This window comes from Actinomadura decatromicini, from assembly GCF_008121305.1.
Taxonomy (GTDB): domain Bacteria; phylum Actinomycetota; class Actinomycetes; order Streptosporangiales; family Streptosporangiaceae; genus Spirillospora; species Spirillospora syzygii.
Genome location: NZ_VSRQ01000003.1, coordinates 746,302 through 762,503, shown reverse-complemented (window position 1 = coordinate 762,503; position 16,202 = coordinate 746,302). Strand labels below are relative to the sequence as shown.

General features: G+C 71.7%; 17 protein-coding genes. 12 read left to right on the top strand and 5 right to left on the bottom strand.

All coding sequences use genetic code 11. The features are described from left to right. Window positions 1-87 precede the first annotated feature (87 nt). The 8 genes from FXF68_RS17270 (at window position 88) to FXF68_RS17235 (ending at window position 7,245) form a co-directional block, all read left to right on the top strand. Entirely contained in the window at window positions 88-1,035 is a 948-nt protein-coding gene (locus tag FXF68_RS17270) for an LLM class flavin-dependent oxidoreductase (protein ID WP_187437967.1), read from the top strand. A gap of 37 nt (window positions 1,036-1,072) precedes the next feature. After that, on the top strand, window positions 1,073-1,891 hold the full coding sequence (locus FXF68_RS17265; protein ID WP_148760296.1) for an ABC transporter ATP-binding protein: 819 nt from the start codon (window positions 1,073-1,075) through the stop codon (window positions 1,889-1,891). Then, window positions 1,888-2,679, top strand: a complete 792-nt coding sequence (locus FXF68_RS17260; protein WP_148760294.1) for an ABC transporter permease — start codon at window positions 1,888-1,890, stop codon at window positions 2,677-2,679. The genes FXF68_RS17265 and FXF68_RS17260 overlap by 4 nt, the downstream gene beginning before the upstream one ends. Continuing rightward, a complete protein-coding gene (locus FXF68_RS17255; protein ID WP_148760292.1) occupies window positions 2,676-3,503 on the top strand; it encodes an ABC transporter permease in 828 nt (275 codons plus the stop codon). The genes FXF68_RS17260 and FXF68_RS17255 overlap by 4 nt, the downstream gene beginning before the upstream one ends. A gap of 118 nt (window positions 3,504-3,621) precedes the next feature. After that, window positions 3,622-4,548 carry an NAD-dependent epimerase/dehydratase family protein gene (locus tag FXF68_RS17250; protein ID WP_148760290.1) on the top strand — a complete coding sequence of 309 codons (927 nt, stop codon included), beginning with the start codon at window positions 3,622-3,624 and terminating at the stop codon, window positions 4,546-4,548. 40 nt (window positions 4,549-4,588) lie between these two features. Then, window positions 4,589-5,407: an alpha/beta fold hydrolase gene (locus FXF68_RS17245; RefSeq protein ID WP_187437966.1), complete on the top strand. Its 819-nt coding sequence runs from the start codon at window positions 4,589-4,591 to the stop codon at window positions 5,405-5,407. Window positions 5,408-5,488: 81 nt separating this feature from the next. Beyond that, entirely contained in the window at window positions 5,489-6,256 is a 768-nt protein-coding gene (locus tag FXF68_RS17240; protein WP_148760286.1) for a GntR family transcriptional regulator, read from the top strand. Window positions 6,257-6,276: 20 nt separating this feature from the next. Then, window positions 6,277-7,245: an asparaginase gene (locus FXF68_RS17235; RefSeq protein WP_222869975.1), complete on the top strand. Its 969-nt coding sequence runs from the start codon at window positions 6,277-6,279 to the stop codon at window positions 7,243-7,245. On the opposite strand, the gene FXF68_RS17230 is transcribed toward FXF68_RS17235, so the two are convergent. Next, window positions 7,242-8,180 carry a LysR family transcriptional regulator gene (locus FXF68_RS17230; RefSeq protein ID WP_148760282.1) on the bottom strand — a complete coding sequence of 313 codons (939 nt, stop codon included), beginning with the start codon at window positions 8,178-8,180 and terminating at the stop codon, window positions 7,242-7,244. The two genes, FXF68_RS17235 and FXF68_RS17230, sit on opposite strands and share 4 nt — an antisense overlap. Before the next feature lie 112 nt (window positions 8,181-8,292). On the opposite strand from FXF68_RS17230, the gene FXF68_RS17225 reads away from it, so the two are divergent. After that, window positions 8,293-9,477, top strand: coding sequence for a CaiB/BaiF CoA transferase family protein (locus FXF68_RS17225; protein WP_148760280.1), 1,185 nt, complete (start codon window positions 8,293-8,295; stop codon window positions 9,475-9,477). 31 nt (window positions 9,478-9,508) lie between these two features. Beyond that, entirely contained in the window at window positions 9,509-10,675 is a 1,167-nt protein-coding gene (locus tag FXF68_RS17220) for an acyl-CoA dehydrogenase family protein (protein WP_148760278.1), read from the top strand. Here FXF68_RS17220 and FXF68_RS17215 read toward each other — a convergent pair. Further along, window positions 10,650-12,581, bottom strand: a complete 1,932-nt coding sequence (locus tag FXF68_RS17215; protein ID WP_222869974.1) for an APC family permease — start codon at window positions 12,579-12,581, stop codon at window positions 10,650-10,652. The genes FXF68_RS17220 and FXF68_RS17215 overlap by 26 nt on opposite strands. Before the next feature lie 73 nt (window positions 12,582-12,654). Between FXF68_RS17215 and FXF68_RS17210 the strand changes: the two genes are divergently transcribed. Beyond that, on the top strand, window positions 12,655-13,218 hold the full coding sequence (locus tag FXF68_RS17210) for a hypothetical protein (protein ID WP_148760275.1): 564 nt from the start codon (window positions 12,655-12,657) through the stop codon (window positions 13,216-13,218). 46 nt (window positions 13,219-13,264) lie between these two features. Here the strand turns inward: FXF68_RS17210 and FXF68_RS17205 are convergent, their stop codons facing one another. Together FXF68_RS17205 and FXF68_RS17200 are read right to left on the bottom strand one after the other, a co-directional pair. After that, entirely contained in the window at window positions 13,265-13,663 is a 399-nt protein-coding gene (locus FXF68_RS17205) for a nuclear transport factor 2 family protein (protein ID WP_148760273.1), read from the bottom strand. Next, entirely contained in the window at window positions 13,660-14,652 is a 993-nt protein-coding gene (locus FXF68_RS17200) for a zinc-binding dehydrogenase (RefSeq protein ID WP_246178752.1), read from the bottom strand. The genes FXF68_RS17205 and FXF68_RS17200 overlap by 4 nt, the downstream gene beginning before the upstream one ends. 75 nt (window positions 14,653-14,727) lie before the next feature. Between FXF68_RS17200 and FXF68_RS17195 the strand changes: the two genes are divergently transcribed. Then, window positions 14,728-15,687, top strand: coding sequence for a LysR family transcriptional regulator (locus FXF68_RS17195; protein ID WP_148760271.1), 960 nt, complete (start codon window positions 14,728-14,730; stop codon window positions 15,685-15,687). Here the strand turns inward: FXF68_RS17195 and FXF68_RS17190 are convergent, their stop codons facing one another. Further along, complete coding sequence (locus FXF68_RS17190) at window positions 15,688-16,131, bottom strand: MarR family winged helix-turn-helix transcriptional regulator (protein ID WP_148760269.1); 444 nt, start codon at window positions 16,129-16,131, stop codon at window positions 15,688-15,690. Window positions 16,132-16,202 lie beyond the last annotated feature (71 nt).

The window sequence follows — 16,202 nt, the reverse complement described above, 5'->3', positions numbered from 1 at the left end:
CGGACGGCGGGCGGGCATTGGGGCGGCCCGCCGTCCGGGGCACCATCGCTCAGCCATGTCCATCGATCAGCCGCGTGGAGGCACGTCGTGGAAATCGGGATCTCACACCTGCCGGTGTCGCCGTCCCGCGCGCTGCGCCTCGCCCGGATCGCCGACGCCACGGGGATCGCGAGGTTCGGGGTGGCGGACTCGTCGCACCTGTTCGGCGCGATGTATCCCACCGTGCAACTGATCCTGTCCCGGACGTCGCGGATCAAGGTCGGGCCGTTCGTCACCAACCCGGTGACGCGGCACCCGTCCGTGCACGCGGCGGACGTCGCCGCGCTCGCGGAGCTGTACTCCCCGGACCGGATCGCGGTCGCGATGGGCACCGGGGACTCGGCCGTCCACAGCGTGGGCCTGCGCCCGGCCAAGGCCGAGGACGTGGGCCGCGCGCTGGGGACGATCCGCGCCGTCGCCCCGGCCGGGGTGACGCTGGAGCTCGCCGCGAGCGGGCCGAAGGCGGCCTCGGCCGCGTCGGCCGAAGGCGTCGACGGGCTGGTGCTGGGCGGCGGGATGTCCGTCCCGTGGACGCGGCGGCTCATCGAGGCGGCGGGGCCCCGGCCGCTGAGCGCGCACGTGTTCCTGATCGGCCACCTGGTGGAACGCGAGGACGAGGTGAAGCGGGCACGCGCGGCCGTCCGCGCCTCGGTCCTGGCGGTGGCGCGGCACGCGATCGGCGTCGACATGGCCGGGCGGGACGTCCCGCCCCGGCTGCGTCCCGGCCTTGAGCAGGCGTTCGCCCGGTACGACTTCGCCGCGCACGCCAAGGCCGACGGCGCGAACGAGCGGCTCCTGGACGACCACCCCGAAGAAGAGGCGTACCTGTTCGAGCGTTTCGCGGCGGTCGGCACGCCGGGCGCCGTGGCGGAGCGCCTCCGCGAGTTCCAGCGGGAGAGCGGGATCGACGGCGCCGTGCTGAGCACGACCGTCCCCGACCCGGACGCGCACGTCGCCCTCACCGGCGAACGGCTGACCACCGCGCTGCGCCCATGAGCACGCGCGCCCCCAACGACCCAGAGGAGAGGACGGCATGACGCAACCGACCACGGGCTCGCAGCCGCGTTCGTCCGACGAGGGATTCGTCGCCATCGACGGCGTCTCCTTCTCCTATCCCGGCAGCCCGCAGCCGATCCTGCGGGACGTCAGCCTGACGCTGCGGCGCGGCGAGTTCTTCGTCCTGCTCGGGCCGAGCGGCTGCGGCAAGACGACGATCATGAACCAGGTCGCCGGGTTCGAGCGGCCGACCACGGGCTCGATCACCGTGGACGGCCGACCCGTCAGCGGCCCCGGGCCCGACCGCGCCGTCATCTTCCAGGGCGACGACTCGCTGCTCGGATGGCTCAACGTCCGGCACAACGTCGAGTTCGGGCTGCGCGCGCTGCGCGTCCCCGGCGCCGAGCGCACGAAACGCGTGCAACGCGCGCTGGAGACGGTCGAGCTGGCCGGGCAGCAGGGCAAGTTCCCGCACGAGCTGTCGGGCGGGATGAAGCAGCGCGTCCAGATCGCCCGCGCCTTGGTGGTGGACGCGCCCGTCCTGCTGATGGACGAGCCGTTCGGCGCCCTCGACGCGCAGACCCGCACCAACCTGCAGGACGCGCTCGCCGGGCTGTGGGAGCAGTCGCAGCGGACCGTCCTGTTCATCACGCACGACATCTCCGAGGCGCTCATCCTCGGCGACCGGATCGGCGTCATGACGTCCGGCCCGGAGGCGCGGCTCCAGACGGTGATGGACAACCCGCTGCCGCGCCCGCGCCACCGCGGCACCGCCGAGTTCGCCGACCTGTACCAGCGGGTCGAGGACGCGGTGACGGCCGCGAAGTCCCGTCCACCCGTAGGGGAGTCGCGGTGAGCCGGACGGCGGCGGCGCGGCGCTGGCGCTGGCAGCGGCTCGGGCTGAACGTCCTCGCCGTGCTGGTGGCGGTGGCCGCCTGGCATGTCGCGGCGCTGTGGAAGGACAACCTGCTCGTCTTCCCCACGCCGGGGACCAGCCTGTCGGCGCTCGGCGACGTGCTGTCCGAGGCGGACCAGCGGCACCAGTTGATCATCACGCTGCGCCGGGTCGTCGTCGGGTTCGCGCTCGGCAGCGCGCTCGGCGTCGTGATCGGCAGCCTGATCGGGAGCGTCCGGAGCGTCGCGCTGACGCTCGAACCGGTCGTCCACTTCCTCCGGTCGGTGACGCCGGTGGCGTGGATCGTCCCCGCCACCATCTGGCTCGGCGTGGGCGAGGGGTCGCTGCGGTTCATCGTCGTCTACGCGACGGTCTTCCCGGTCACCATCAACACGCTGGCCGGGCTGGCCCAGGTGCCGGTCAACAAGGTGCGGATGGCGCGCACGTTCGGGGCGTCCCGGCTGCGCATCTACCGGTCGATCATCATTCCGAGCGCCGTGCCGTACATCGTCACCGGCATGCGGCTGTCGCTCGGCTACTCGTTCATGAGCGTCGTCGCGGCGGAGATGGTCGCGGGCCGGGACGGCATCGGCTACCTGATCTACAACTCCCGCATCTTCTTCGACACCGCCACGATGTTCGCCGGGATCCTGCTGCTCGGCGCCGCCGGACTCGTGTTCGACAAGATCTTCAGCGTCGCCGCCCACCGCGGCCTCGCCCGCTTCTACGCCGGGCAGGTGAACACGTGAGCACGACCACCACGCGGGCCGGGACCCGCCGGGTCCCGGCGAACCCGGCGGGGCGGGCCGCGCTCCGCCGGGCCCCCGTCGCCGTCGCCGGGATCCTCGTGATCCTGGTCGCCTGGGAACTGGTCGCCCGCGCCTACGGCAAGCCGCTGCTGTTCCCCGGACCGGCCGAAACGGGTTCCACCCTGCTGGACGGCCTGACCGGCGGGGACATCCCGGACGCGGCGGTCGCCAGCATCGGGCGCGTCCTGTCCGGCCTCGCCATCGGGTCGCTCGCGGGCGTCCTGCTGGGGCTGCTGTCCGGGTCGAGCCGGGTCCTTGAGGCGCTGTTCGAGCCGTTCATCAACGTCTTCCGGTTCATCCCTCCGCTGGCCTGGTTCGCTCCGGCGCTGCTGTGGCTCGGCGCGGGGGAGACGTCCAAGGTCGCGCTGATCGTCTACACGTCGGTGTTCGTCGTCGCGGTGAACACGGCGGCCGGCGTGAAGGCGGTCCCGAAGAACATGGTGCGGATGGCGCGCACGTACGGGGCGGGCCCGGTCCGGGTGTTCTTCGCGGTGCGGCTGCCCGCGAGCCTCCCCTACATCTTCTCCGGCGTGCGCATCGCGATGGGGAACGCGTTCATGACGGTCGTCACCGCCGAGATGCTCGGCGCCGAGTCCGGGCTCGGGGTCCTGATCACCGAGGGGACCGCCAACACCGACGTGCGCGGGGTGTTCGCCGCGCTGATCGTCCTCGGCGCGCTCGGGCTGTGCGCCGACCGGCTGTTCGTCCTGCTGCTGCGGCGGTTCGGCGGACGGTTCTCCGCGCGGACGCTCGGTGGGCCGTGAGCGGCGCCTCGGCTTCGGCGCCGGAACGAGACACAGGGCTGGAACGAGACACAGGGGGAGCGATGGGCGCGCGTTCCGCGCCCGCGGCGGCTCCTCCGCGACAGAAAGGCTTGATTCGATGACGACCCTGGTCACGGGTGCGTCCGGTTTCGTCGGCCGGTACGCGGTGCGCGAGTTGGTCTCGGCGGGGGCCGAGGTCGTCGCGCTCGACCACGCGCCCGCCGCCGGGCTGCCGCGGTCCCCCCGGTTGAGCGCGGTTCAGGGCGACGTCCGGGACCTCAGGCACCTGGCGCGCGTCGCGCGCGAGCACCGGGTCGACCGGATCATCCACCTGGCCTCGCTGCTGGCCCCGGCATCGCAGGACGACCCGTACCACGCGCTCGAAGTGAACGTCATCGGGACGCAGAACCTGATGGAGGTCGCGCTCCTGTGCGGCGTCACCAATTTCACGTGGGCGAGTTCGATGGCGGTGTTCGGCCACCAGACGCAGGCCGATGACGATTCCGAGGAGTTCACCGAGTCGAGCCGCCATTGCCCCGACAACGTCTACGGCACCACCAAGTCCTATGCCGAGGGGATTTCGCTCGCCTACCGGGAGCGGTACGGCTTGAACACCGTCGGGCTCCGGATCGGATTGGTGTACGGGCAGGGCAAGGAACGCGGCGAGGGGCTTTTCACCGAGCATTTGTTCGACCGTCCGGCGCGCGGCGAGGACTCCGTGGTGCCGTTCGGGGACGACGTCTTCTCGTGGCAGTACGTCCGCGACGTCGCGCGAGCGTTCATCCTGGTCAACGGCCGCGACGAGACCGACCAGGGCATCTACAACCTGCCGGGGACGGTCGCGAGCATGCGGGACGCGGTGGACCTCGTCCGGGAACTGCGCCCGGCGGTGACCATCGGCACCGAGCCGGGACGGCTCGGATTCCCGTACCGGTTCAGCACCACCGCCTTCGAGAAACTCGCCGGGGACGAACACCCGCTGACCCCGCTCCGCGACGGTTTCGCGGAGACGCTGGACCGGCTGCGCGACGGCGGCGGCGAATGACGTCCGGCGGCCTTCGACACGACGAATACGGGAGGTGAGCGTGGCAACGCTCGAATTGGGTGACGGATCTGTCGTCTGGTACCGGCGCGAGGGGACCGGCCCGACGATCGTCGACATTCACGGAAGCGGCTTCGGCTACCGGAACTTCGCGATGCTGACCCCGCATCTCGTCGACTCCTTCGACGTGATCGACCTGGACCTGCCCGGCTACGGGCAGAGCACCGCGAACGGCCCGCTCGGCGTCGCGGAATGGGCGGGCTACGTCGCCGAGTTCATCGAGCGGCTGATCGGCGGTCCCGCGTACGTGCACGGCACGTCGATGGGCGCCGTCGTCGCGACCAGGCTCGCCGCCGACCACCCCGAGGCGCTGAAAGACCTCGTCCTCTCGTGCTGCCTTTTCCGCTACGACAATGCCGCCCGGCATATGCGGCACACCTGGAAGCGCGGCGCGATGGACAGCGGAATGGTGCAGGCCGCCGACCAGACGGCCGCCGCCGGGTTCTCGCGGAGCTTCTACGACCGTCCGGACGCCGCCGACATCCTCGACCGGCTGCGGACCGCGATGGGCTCCAACGACCCCGAGTCGTTCGTCGCGGGAACCGAGAGCCTGGAGGCGATGGACCTGTCGGACCTGCTGCCCCGGCTGCCCCGGACCCTCCTGCTCGGCGGGGACGAGGACCAGATGACGCCGCCCGTCCCGGCCGGGAGCGGCGTCGGCTTCGACACCGCCGTCCGGGTCATCCCGAACGCGGAACTGCACATCCTGGAGAAGTGCGGCCATTACCTCGTGCTGGAGCAGCCGGAGCGGGCGGCGGAGGTCATCAAGCGCTTCGTGTCCCGATCCGGCGACACCGGCTGACCCGGGCGACCGCCGCCCGCGGATACGGCGCATCTGCCATGATCCGCGTCAGCCGCACCCCCCATCCGTAGGAGGAGATCAATGACCAGCGAGCCGCCCTCGGGGGCGAAGGCGTCGCGGTCCGACCGGTCGTCCCGTGCGATCAAGTTGGACCTGCCGAGCGACGCCGGGAGCCAGCCGCAGGTCACCGAGACGGTCGAGCAGCGCATCGCGCAGGAGCTGCGCCGGCTGATCGCGGAGGGCGACCTCGCGCCCGGCGCGCATCTGCCGCTGCGCCAGCTCGCCGCGCATTTCGGGGTGAGCATCACGCCGGTGCGGGTGGCGCTGATCGAGCTGGCCGCCGCCGGGCTGGTGGTCAGCCGTCCCCATTCCGGCATGCGGGTGGCGCCGATGAGCCTTGAGGAGTTCGAGGAGGTCTGGACGATCCGGGTGAGTCTCGAATGGTGGCTCACGCGGCGGGCGGTCGAGCAGGTCCAGGACCACGACATCGAGCACCTGCGCGGCGCCCTGGAGAAGATCCAGCATGCCGCCCACAGCCAGGCGGAATGGCCGGAATACGTCGGGCACAGCTGGAACTACCGCCGGTACCTCTATTCGCTCGCCGACCGTCCGCAGATGTTGAACAGCCTGGACACGGTGTACGTGCGGTCCGCCCGGTACAGCCGCCTCATGCTCGTCGGCGGGGAGCGGATCAACCGCGCGGCCGCCTCGATGGAGGAGGTGCACGCGGCCGTGGAACGGCGCGACGCCAAGGCGGCGCAGGAGGCGCTGCGGCGCGGAATGGAATGGACGATGGAGGCCGCGCTCAACCAGTTCGTCAGCGATCTGCCCGCCACTCCGGAATGGTGACCGTGCGGGACCGTCCCCTCGTGACGGTGTTCTCCCTCGGCGGGACGATCGCGTCGACGAACGAGCGGGGGACGGAAGGGGTAACGCCGCGGCTCGGCGCCGAGGAACTGCTCGCGGGCGTCCCCGGACTGGACGACTTCGCCGAGCTGGAACCGGTGGCGTTCCGGCGGACCGCGTCCGGCGACCTCGCCTTCGGCGACCTCGTCGCCCTCGCGGCGGAGATCGGCGCGCGGTTCGAGGCGGGGACGGCGGGCGCGGTGGTCGTCCAGGGCACCGACACGGTCGAGGAGACCTCGTTCGTCCTGGACCTGCTGGTCGGCGCGCCGAACCCGGTCGTGGTGACCGGCGCCATGCGCAACCCGACGCTGGCGGGGCCGGACGGGCCCGCGAACCTGCGCGCCGCCGTCCGGGTCGCGGCGTCGTCCGAGGCGCGGGGGCTCGGCTCGCTGGTCGTGCTCAACGACGAGATCCACGCGGCGCGGTTCGTCGCCAAGACCCACACGAGCAGCCCCGCCGCCTTCCGCTCGGCGCCCGCCGGGCCGGTCGGCTGGCTGGTCGAGGACCGTCCGCGGTTCGCGGTTCGGACGGAGCGGCTGCCCGGCCTGCCGCTTCCCGCCGGGCCGGTGCCGCCTGTGGCGCTGCTGACGATGACCCTCGGGGAAGGCGCCCGGCTCATCGAGCAGGTCGGCGCTCTGGGCTATGCGGGGCTCGTCGTCGAGTCGTTCGGCGGCGGGCACGTCCCCTCGTGGAACGTTCCCGCGCTGGAACGGCTGGCCGCGACCATTCCCGTCGTGCTCGCCTCGCGGACGGGCGGCGGCGACATACTCCAGGCCACCTACGGATTCCCCGGTTCCGAACGCGACCTCATCGCACGCGGGCTGATCCCGGCCGGATTCCTGAACGGTCCGAAGGCGCGCATTCTGCTGAGCCTGCTGCTCGCGAACGGCGCCGGGCTCGATGAGGTGCGGAAGGTGTTCGCGGGTATTTAGGTGTCATTCCCGGTCAGCTCTGCGGAAGGCCATTGGCCCCGGCTCAGAGCCGATTCGACCTGGCGGGTCAGTTCGTTGACGACGACATCCGTGGCGGGTGCCTTTCGGCCCGTCCGGGGTGTGCCGAGCACTATGGAGCGCCACAGGGTCGGGTCGGACAATGGCGCGGCGCTGAGGGAGCCGTCGGCGACGTCTTCGGCTATGCCGACGCCGGGGAGAATGGTCCAGCCGTGACCGGCCCGCACCAGCCGTTTCTGGACGTGCATGGAATTGGTCTGCGCGGCGATGGCCACCTGCGTCCCGGCGCGGGCGGCGGCCGCGTCGATCAGCGCCCGCAGCCCGTGCCCCGCCGCGGGCATCACCAGCGGCTGCGCCGCGACCTCCGCGAACGGCACCGGATCGGCGGCGCGGAGCCCGGCGGACGGCGGCGCGACCGCCCACAGCCTCTCCCGCACCAGCGGCCGGACGTTCAGCGACGGCGTCCCGGCCAGGTCGTAGAGCAGGGTGAGGTCGAGGTCGCCGTCGTCCAGCCACTGCTGGAGGTGCCCGGAGTACGCGGTGAGGACGCGCAGTTCGATGCCCGGATGGTCGCGGGCGATGGCGGACACGAGCGGTTCGGCGAGCAGGTCGCTGGCGCTGTCGAGCAGCCCGACCGTCACGATGCCGGTGACCTGTCCGGGCGTCGGCTGGATCTCCGCGCGGGCCCGCTCCAGTTCGGTGAGGGCGCGCCTGGCGCGTTCGAGCAGGATCGTCCCGGCGTCGGTGAGGCGCATGCCGTGCCGCGTCCGCTCGAACAGCGGGACGCCGAGGTCGCGCTCCAACGCGCGGATCTGCCTGGTCACGGCCGGTTGGACGAGGTGCAGCAACTCCGCCGCCCGCGTCACGCTCCCGGCTTCGGCCACCGTCACGAGCGCCTTGAGCTGTTTGACGTCCATTGGTTCCTCCCGCACCATCCGTACCCGGCATGCACACATCAGCGATCGGTATTTTACTCGACTCCACATTACGGACGATGATGATCTCAGTGCGCGAGGAGGAGGTCACCGCATGTATGAGCGTCCGCTTTCGGGCGTCACGGTCGTGAGCCTTGAGCAGGCCGTGGCGGCGCCGTTCGCGACCCGCCAGCTCGCGGACCTCGGCGCCCGCGTGATCAAGGTGGAGCGGCCGGGCGGCGGCGACTTCGCGCGCCGGTACGACACGACGGTGCACGGGCAGTCCAGCTATTTCGTATGGCTCAACCGGTCGAAGGAATCGCTGACCCTGGACGTGAAAACCCCGGGCGGGCGTCAGGTCCTGGAGGAGTTGCTCGCCGGAGCCGACGTGTTCGTGCAGAACCTCGCTCCGGGCGCGGCCGACCGACTGGGATTGGACGTCGCTTCGCTGTCCGCGCGATATCCGTCGTTGATCCCGTGCACGATCTCCGGGTACGGGACGTCCGGCCCGTGGGCCGACCGCAAGGCGTACGACCTGCTCGTCCAGTGCCAGACCGGACTGGTCTCGCTGACGGGCACCGCCGAGGAGACCGCGCGCGTCGGGATATCGGTCGCCGACATCGCGGCGGGCATGTACGCCTATTCGGGAATCCTCACCGCCCTCTACACCCGCGCGACCACCGGCACGGCGCGCGCCGTGGAGGTGTCGCTTTTCGAGGCCCTCGGCGAATGGATGAGCCAGCCCGCCTATTACACGCGGTTCGGCGGGACGCCGCCGCAGCGGATCGGCACGCAGCACGCCACCATCGCGCCCTACGGCGCCTATGCGGCGGGGGATGGCGGGCAGGTGCTGTTCTCCGTCCAGAACGAGCGGGAGTGGGCCGCGCTGTGCGAGCGGTTCCTCGAACGTCCGGACCTGGTGGACGATCCCCGTTTCGCCAACGGATCGGCGCGGGTCGCCCACCGGGACGAGTTGAACGCCGTCATCGCCGAACGGTTCCGGCGATCCGGGAGCGCCGAGGTCATGCGGACGCTGGACGAGGCGGGAATCGCCAACGCCGGGGTCAACGACGTCCACGAGTTCGTCGCGCATGAGGTCCTCGCCGAACGCGGACGCTGGCACGACGTCGCGATTCCCGGCGCGGTCGTGCCGATGCTCAAACCGCCCGCCGACATTTCCGGTTCCCGTCCGCGAATGGACCCGGTGCCCGCCGCCGGGGAGCACACCGAGCGGATCCTGACCGAACTGGGACGCACCGAGGCCGACATCGACGCCCTGCGCGCCGACGGCGCGATCTGACGACACGCGATCCGACGACAGAGGAAAGACAATGAGCACCCTGGACATCCTGTCCTCCGACGAGCGCTTCGTCGTCGAGACCGTGCGCGAGTTCGTGGACAACGAGGTGAAGCCCGTCGTCCGGGAACTGGAGCACGCGAACACCTATCCCGAGGCGTTGATCGAGCAGATGAAGCAGCTCGGCATCTTCGGTCTCGCGGTTCCGGAGGAATACGGCGGGAATCCCGTGTCCCTGCCCTGTTACGTCCTGGTCACCGAGGAGCTGGCGCGCGGCTGGATGAGCCTCGCCGGCGCCATGGGCGGCCACACCGTGGTCGCGAAACTCCTGCTGACCTTCGGCACGGAGGAGCAGAAGCGCCGCTACCTCCCGAGAATGGCCACCGGCGAAGTGCGCGCCACGATGGCGCTGACCGAGCCGGGCGGCGGTTCGGACCTCCAGGCGATGCGCACCATCGCCCGCAAGGACGCGGACGGCTATGTCGTCAACGGCCAGAAGACGTGGATCAGCAATTCGAGGCGCTCCCAGTTGATCGCCCTGATGTGCAAGACGGACCCCGACGCGCAACCCGCGCACAAGGGCGTCTCGATCCTCCTCGTCGAGCACGGGCCCGGCCTCACCGTGTCCCGCGACCTCCCCAAACTCGGCTACAAGGGCGTGGAGAGCTGCGAGATCGTCTTCGACGAGTATCGCGCGCCGCTCGACTCCGTCCTCGGCGGAACCGAGGGCAAGGGCTTCGCCCAGATGATGAAGGGACTGGAGACGGGCAGGCTCCAGGTCGCCGCCCGTGCCCTCGGCGTGGGACGGGCCGCATTGGAGGATTCCCTCGCCTACGCCCAGGAGCGCGAGTCGTTCGGAAAGCCGATCTGGCGGCACCAGGCCGTCGGCAACTACCTCGCCGACATGGCCACGTCGCTGACCGCCGCGCGCCAGCTCACCCTTTACGCCGCGCGGGAGGGCGAGGCGGGACGGCGCGTGGACATGGAAGCCGGAATGGCGAAGCTGTTCGCGTCCGAGACCGCCATGAAGATTGCCCTGGACGCCGTCCGCATCCACGGCGGCTACGGCTATTCGACGGAGTTCGACGTCGAGCGGTATTTCCGCGACGCGCCGCTGATGATCGTCGGCGAGGGCACGAACGAGATCCAGCGCAACGTCATCACGCGCCAGCTCGTCAGCCGTGGCGGTCTCGACGCCTGACGGCCTCTTCGGCGGGCCCCAGCCGCCACGGGACGCTGGTCACCATCACGCCCGGCCGGAAGAGCAGACGCGCCGTGAGGCGAAGCGCGCTCTGGTTGTGCAGCAGTTGCTCCCACCAATGGTTCACGACGTATTCCGGGATGAACACGCAGACGACGTCACGGGGGCTCTTCCGGCGGATCCGTCCGACGTAGTCCAGGACGGGCCCCGTGATGTCGCGGTAAGGCGAGTCGAGAACGGTCAGGGGCACGGGAATCCCGAACCGCGCCCATTCCTCTTCGAGTTCCGCCGTGTCGCTCCCGAACGTCCGGACGGTCACGGCGGTGAGCGTCGAAGGCTGGGTCGCGCGCGCGAAGGCGATGGCGCGCAGCGCGGGAGTGTGCAGTTTCGAGACCAGCACCACGGCGTGGACGCGGCTCGGCAGGGAAACGGCCTCCTCGGACGGTTCGAGCTCTATGGCCAGCCGGGCGTAATGGCCGTGAATGGCCTTCATCGTCATGAAGACGACCGGCATCGCGATGACGACGATCCACGCGCCGTGCGTGAACTTCGTGACCAGGACGACGGCCAGGACCAGCGCGGTCAGGACGGCCCCCGCCGCGTTGATCAGCCGGGCCCGGTGGATCCGTCCGCGCTCCCGCGCGGAGCTTCGCTCGAGAAGCGCCGTCCAGTGCCGGACCATGCCGGTCTGGCTGAGGGTGAAGGAGACGAAGACGCCGATGATGTAGAGCTGGATGAGCCGCGTCGTGCTGGCGTTGAACGCCCAGATCAGGATGCTCGCGAAGACGGCGAGGATGATGATCCCGTTGCTGAACACCAGCCGGTCGCCGCGCCGGGAGAACTGCTTCGGCAGGAAACCGTCCTCGCCCAGGATGGACGCGAGGATCGGGAAGCCGTTGTAGGCGGTGTTGGCCGCCAGCACCAGGATCGCGGCGGTGAACCCGGCCACCAGGTAGAACAGCATCGAACCTGAGCCGGACACCGCCGCCGCGATCTGCGTGATGACCGTCTTCTGCTCGTAGCCCGCGGGCGTCCCGGTCAGCAGGCGGGGGTCGGCGGCGATCCGCACGTCCGAGAGCAGGGCGAGCCCGGTGATCCCGGCGAAGACGGTCCCGGTGATCACGCCCATGATCGCCAGGGTGGCGGCCGCGTTGTCGGCCTTCGGCGGCTTGAACCCGGGGACGCCGTTGCTGACCGCCTCGACCCCGGTGAGCGCCGTGCAGCCCTGCGAGAACGCCCGCAGGACCAGCGCGATGGCCAGCCACCCCGTCGTCCCGTGGGACGGCTGAATCCCGAAATGCGCTGACTCGGCGCGCGGTGTGTCACCCGCCAGGGCCCGGCCCACGCCCCACAGGATCACGGCCATGACCACGGCGACGAACCCGTAGGTGGGGACGGCGAAGACCGTCCCCGACTCCCTGACCCCGCGCAGGTTCATCAGCGCCAGCAGCGCGACCAGCCCGACGCAGATCGGCACCGAGTGCGGCGCCAGCCCCGGCAGCGCGGACGCGAGGTTGGCGACCCCCGCGGCCACCGACACCGCCACCGTCAGCACGTAGTCGACGAGGAGCGCGCTGGCGGCGACCAGCGACGCGTTGACGCCGAGGTTCTCGCGGCTGACGACGTAGGCGCCGCCGCCGTTCGGGTAGCCGTGGCAGGTCTGCCGGTACGACAGCACGACCACCGTCAGCAGGACGACGACCGCGCCCGCGATCCACGGCGTGAGATGCGTCAGCGCCAGCCCGCCCAAGCTGAGCGCCAGCAGGATCTCCTCCGTCGCGTACGCGTTGGACGACAGCGGGTCGCTGCAGAACACGGGCAGCGCGAGTTTCTTGGGCAGCAGCGTCCGGCCGAGCTGCCCGCTGCGGAGCGGCCGGCCGACGAGGAACCGCTTGGGAAGGCTCACCCCGCTCCTCCCCCCGGAGGGCCGCCTCTCCGAAGGCCGCATACCCCGTCTGGCCGGGACTAAGGTGCTGCGAGTGAGCGACGCACCCCCATGCCCGCGAGGGAAATCGATGCCGACGCCTTTCCGTTCCGCCGTCGTTTCGGCCGCCTCCGGCGCGATCGCCGTGGCGTTCCTTTCGGGATGTTCCTCATCCGACGGCGGCACAACGTCGAAACAAGCGCCCGCCGCCTCGGCCGCCGCGCCGACCGGCTGCTCGCCGCAGCCCTGCGCGCGCACCGAGGACGATCCGCCTGTGACGGTCTACATCAGCGGCTTCAAGGCCAACCCGCATCCGGAGATCAAGGCCATGGGACTGCCGGACGACAAGACCGTCCATGTGGTCACGTTCGACTGGCGATACGAGAACCGCAGCGACGACGACCTGGACATCGGCAATGACGCCTTCGAGTTCTACGACGCCGCCAACGTCAAGGTCGAAGGAATTCTGGTGACCGGGAACGACCTGTGCCCGTCCAACGAGTACAAGACCATTCAGGTGCCGCGCGGCAGCACGGGCTCAGGAAAGGCGTGCGCGATCCTGGGCGACGTGCCCGCACGCATCGACATGCCCTACGGCCCGACCCTCCCCGTCCACTGACCACGCCCGCCCACCCAGGGTCTCGTCGGCTGACGCCGGCGGACGGTCAGGAGCGGAAGAGGGTCGCCGCGACGTGGGCTGTGTCGGCGTATTCGACGACCTCGACGATCCGCCCGTCGCGGACGGTGTAGACGCCGATGCAGCGGTTGTCGTAGTCGTCGCCCCGGACGGTCCGCGCCGTGGCGGTCCATTCGGCGACGACGCGGTCCCCCTCGGCGACGGTCGAGACGAGTTCGATCTTCATCGTGCCGGGGACGAAGTGCACCCCCATGCCGCCGAGGAACTCGTCCACGATCGCGTCGCGTCCCCGCCAGACCCGGGAAATCGGCAGGCTGCCGGGGTAGTGCCAGGTCGCGTCCTCGGCGAAGCTCTCGCGGATCACCTGGGCGTCGCCGTCGCGAACGGCCTCGACGTAGCGGACGACGACCTCGCGCGGGCTGGTCATGATCGGGTACCTCCGGTGGTCTCTTCGGATGGGACGAGGGTGAGCACGGCCTTGCCGCGGATCCGGCGTTCACGCAGGTCGACGAGGGTGGACGCGGTGTCGGCCCAGTCCGCGACGCGGCCGATCTCGGGACGCAGGCGGCCCTCGCCGGTGAGCCGGACGAGGGCGGCGAGGTCGTCCCCGAGCCGGGCGTCGGCGTCGAGGTAGTGGAAATGGCGGACGGCCGCCGACTCGGGACCGGCGAAGAAGTCGAAGAAGTCGAGCGTCACCGGGGTCCGGCTGGCCTGCCCGAACCAGATCAGCGTGCCGCGCCGCGCGAGGCGCGCCAGGGCGAGGGGGAGCGCGGCGCCGCCGGTCGACTCCAGGACGACGTCGAACGTCCCGTCCGCGTCGGCCACGTCGTGGACGATCTCGGCCGCGCCCCGCCGGACGAGCCCGCGCCCCCGCCCGGCGTCGCGGGTCACGGCGGTGACGTGCGCTCCGGCGCCGGCGGCGAGTTCCGTCACGTAGTGCCCGACGCCGCCGGACGCGCCGGTGAGCAGCACGCGCCGTCCGACCACGGGACCGGCGGCGCGCAACAGGCGCAACGCGGTGAGCCCGGCCAGCGGGAGTGCCGCGCCCTCAACGGCCGGCACCGCGCCCGGCAGCACCGCGAGCGCGTCGGCCGGGACCGCCGCGAACTCCGCCCAGCCGCCCTGCATCGGATGCCCCACGACTCGCGCGCCGACGGCGGGGCCGGTGCCGTCGGCGGCGGCGCGGACCACGCGTCCCGCGACGTCCTTGCCGGGACGGTCGCCCGGCCGCGGCCGCTCCAGCTTGAACGTCTCGCCCCGGTTGATCGAGAACGCCTCGACCTTGACCAGCGCCTCGCCGTCCCCGGGTTCGGGGTCGGCGACGTCGGCGAGCGTGACCGGTTCGTCCGGGTCCCCGGTCGGGACGAGCGCCTTCATCGTCATCTCCTCCTCGTCGGCGTCCTGACCGCACTCCACCGGACGGCACGCCCGCCCGGCCAACAACGCGGAACCCCGTCCGACAACGCCGGGTTGTCGCCTATGGTCGGCGGCATGGACCTCGACCTCGCGCTGGTCCGCGCGTTCACCGCGACCGCCGGGACGCTGCATTTCGGACGCGCCGCCGAAGCCCTGGGCACGAGCCAGCAGACGGTGTCCAAGCGGATCGCGCGGCTGGAGGCGCTGCTCGGCGTGCGGCTCTTCGAGCGCGCGGGCGGCGTCCGGCTGACCGAGGCGGGCGAGCGGTTCCTGCCCGCCGCGCGGGAGGCCCTCGCGGCGGGCGGACGCGCGGTCGGCGCGGCGCGCGGGGAGCAGCCGGTCGTCCGGGTCGACACGTGGGGACACCTCTACGCGCCCATGCGCACCGTCGCGCACGTCGCGGAGACGCTCGCCGCGCCGCGCCTGGAGCCGGGCGCGGGACGCGACTGGCCGTCCGTCGCCCAGGCGCTCCTGCGGGGCGACACCGACCTCGGCTTCGGCCGCGTCCACCCGCTGCCGGGCGGCGCGGACGCCGGGCTCGCCCACCGCCTGATCCGGCTCGAACCCGTGGACGCGCTGGTCAGCGCCTCGCATCCGCGCGCGGACGCGGACGCCCTGCGGCCGGTGGAGCTGCGCGGCGACACCCTGTGGTGCCCGGCCCCGCTGACCCGCCTGGACTTCCTCCGCCACTTCGCCGACGAGTTCTGGATCACCCGGCGGGAGGACGGCCCCAACCTCGGCCCGGAGCACCTCGTCGAGCGGCTGCGCGGCGACGCCTCCTGCTTCACGCTCTTCCCGGCCGACGCGCCGCTGCCCGGCGGCGCCGGCCTGCGCTCGATCCCGCTGGTCGACCCGACGCCGCTGTACGCGTGGTCGCTGGCGTGGCGCGGGTCCGTCCCGCCGCCGCGGCTGGACGCCGTGCTGCGCGCGGCGGCCGAGGCCGGGCGCGCCCGCCGCTGGCTCGACCACCGTCCCGGCCGCGACTGGCTCCCGGACTCCGACCGGGCGGCGCTGGAGCGTGCGGAAAAGCCCTGATCAGGGGGTCGGGCGGGAGGCGGCGTCGAGGGCCTTGCGGAGCAGGGCGGTCAACTGGTCGCGCTCGTCGGCGCTGAGACCGGCGGTGACGGCGCGGGCGAACGCGAAGGACTCCTCGAAGGCGGTGTAGAGAGCCGTCCCCTCGGGCGTGCGGACGATCTGCCGCGACCGCCCGTCCGCCGGGTGCGGGCGGCGGCGGACGAGGCCGCGCGCCTCCAGCCGCCGGATGATCTGCGTGATGTTGGACGCGTCGCAGCCGAGCTCGTCCGCCAGCTCCCGCATCCCGCGGTCGCGGCCGACACGTCCGAGCACGCACGCCTGCGCCATGCTCAGACCGTGCTCCTGCGCGGCCTGCTCGAAGGCGCGGTCGTAGGCGTCGACGAAGTCGAACATCGCCCGTTCCGCGCCGGTGGCGGCGGCGACGGGTCCCGGTGGCGCGGCCATGCGTCCAGGTTACCCAAGAACTTGATGCACTCAAGTATCTGTGCCACGCTGGGTGCTTGATTGCATCAAGT

Bases quoted from the DNA above. Each gene is read 5' to 3' on its own strand.
- FXF68_RS17240 (WP_148760286.1), top strand. From the start codon at position 5,489: ATGACCAGCGAGCCGCCCTCGGGGGCGAAGGCGTCGCGGTCCGACCGG.
- FXF68_RS17190 (WP_148760269.1), bottom strand. From the start codon at position 16,131: ATGGCCGCGCCACCGGGACCCGTCGCCGCCGCCACCGGCGCGGAACGG.
- FXF68_RS17195 (WP_148760271.1), top strand. From the start codon at position 14,728: ATGGACCTCGACCTCGCGCTGGTCCGCGCGTTCACCGCGACCGCCGGG.
- FXF68_RS17205 (WP_148760273.1), bottom strand. From the start codon at position 13,663: ATGACCAGCCCGCGCGAGGTCGTCGTCCGCTACGTCGAGGCCGTTCGC.
- FXF68_RS17250 (WP_148760290.1), top strand. From the start codon at position 3,622: ATGACGACCCTGGTCACGGGTGCGTCCGGTTTCGTCGGCCGGTACGCG.
- FXF68_RS17225 (WP_148760280.1), top strand. From the start codon at position 8,293: ATGTATGAGCGTCCGCTTTCGGGCGTCACGGTCGTGAGCCTTGAGCAG.
- FXF68_RS17220 (WP_148760278.1), top strand. From the start codon at position 9,509: ATGAGCACCCTGGACATCCTGTCCTCCGACGAGCGCTTCGTCGTCGAG.
- FXF68_RS17230 (WP_148760282.1), bottom strand. From the start codon at position 8,180: ATGGACGTCAAACAGCTCAAGGCGCTCGTGACGGTGGCCGAAGCCGGG.
- FXF68_RS17265 (WP_148760296.1), top strand. From the start codon at position 1,073: ATGACGCAACCGACCACGGGCTCGCAGCCGCGTTCGTCCGACGAGGGA.